This window comes from bacterium (assembly GCA_024224155.1).
Lineage (GTDB): Bacteria > Acidobacteriota > Thermoanaerobaculia > Multivoradales > JAHEKO01 > CALZIK01.
In genome coordinates this window covers 1-1,313 of the sequence record JAAENP010000066.1, presented here as the reverse complement: position 1 = coordinate 1,313, position 1,313 = coordinate 1, and the positions used below count along the sequence as shown (strand labels likewise).

General features: G+C 64.4%; 3 protein-coding genes. 2 read left to right on the top strand and 1 reads right to left on the bottom strand.

Annotation, left to right across the window (positions count from 1 at the left end; translation table 11 throughout):
- Positions 1 to 415: serine/threonine protein kinase (locus GY769_04120; GenBank protein ID MCP4201100.1), on the bottom strand; the 415-nt coding region annotated here is incomplete at its 3' end.
- Positions 416 to 677: 262 nt separating this feature from the next.
- Here GY769_04120 and GY769_04115 point away from each other — a divergent pair.
- Both GY769_04115 and groEL read left to right on the top strand, forming a co-directional pair.
- Positions 678 to 968, top strand: coding sequence for a co-chaperone GroES (locus GY769_04115; GenBank protein MCP4201099.1), 291 nt, complete (start codon positions 678 to 680; stop codon positions 966 to 968).
- Positions 969 to 1,009: 41 nt separating this feature from the next.
- Positions 1,010 to 1,313, top strand: a 304-nt coding sequence (groEL, locus tag GY769_04110; GenBank protein MCP4201098.1) for a chaperonin GroEL, incomplete at its 3' end; no start/stop codon positions are given.

Here is a 1,313-nt window from a genome sequence, read left to right as displayed (position 1 = left end):
TCTCGGACTTGAGGTCGCGGTGGACGATGCCCTGGGCGTGGGCCACGGCCAGGGCGGAGGCCACCTGCCGGCCGTAGGAGAGGACCAGGCCGATGTCGAGTGGTCCGTCGCGCACCAGCTCGGCCAGGGTCGGCCCGTCGATCAGCTCCATCACAATCCAGGCGTCGCCGTTCTCTTCCAGGATGTCGAAGACCTGCGCGATAGCCGGATGTCCGAGCTGCGCCGCGGTCCGTGCCTCGCGCTGGAACCGCTCCCGGGCCTCCGGGTCGCCGGCGTCTTCGGGCCGGATGTGCTTGATCGCGACCGAGCGGTCGAGGCGCCGGTCGTGGGCCTTGTAGACCTCTCCCATGCCTCCCCTGCCGAGCAGGCTCTCGAGACGGTATGGGCCGACAGCCTCCACCGGCGCTACGCTCATGCGGTGCTCCTTCGCGCGATCAGACACCGCATTCTATATCGTCTGATCGCCTGCCCTTGCCCGTGCGCTCCGCCGCTCAGTTAGCTGACGTCAGGAGCTCATCCCTCTTGACAGCCCCAGATGCACATCGGTAAGCTGTTAGCACTCACCCGGGGGGAGTGCTAACAGTCGGGCGCAGACGCCAGCAGTCGCACACCCGGGTCATCTACACACAACCCAATCCAGGACAGGCGATGAGCCAATTCTATGGAGGAAATGAGTAGTGAACATTCGTCCCCTACATGACCGAGTCGTGGCCAAGCGCGTCGAATCGGAAGAAGAAGTCCGCGGCGGCATCATCATTCCGGACTCCGCCAAGGAGAAACCGCAAGAGGCGGAGGTCGTCGCCGTCGGCCCCGGCAAAATCAACGACGATGGCAACCGCGCGCCGATGGACGTCAAGGCCGGTGATCGCGTGCTGATCGGCAAGTACTCCGGCAGCGAGATCAAGATCGCCGACCAGGAACTGGTGATCCTGCGCGAGGACGAGATCCTCGCCGTCATCGAGAGCTAGTCGACCACCCAAGCTAAAACACGAAAGAGGTATGAACTTAAATGGCTAAGCAGATCATTTACTCCGAGGACGCCCGCGCCGCGATCCTGCGGGGCGTCAACAAGCTCGCCGACGCGGTGAAGGTCACCCTCGGCCCGAAGGGCCGCAACGTCATCATCGAGAAGAGCTTCGGCTCGCCCACCATCACCAAGGACGGCGTGACCGTCGCCAAAGAGATCGAGCTCCCCGACTCGGTCGAGAACCTCGGTGCCCAGATGGTGCGCGAGGTGGCGTCGAAGACTTCCGACGTCGCCGGTGACGGCACCACCACCGCTACCGTGCTCGCCCAGGCGATCTACCGCGAGG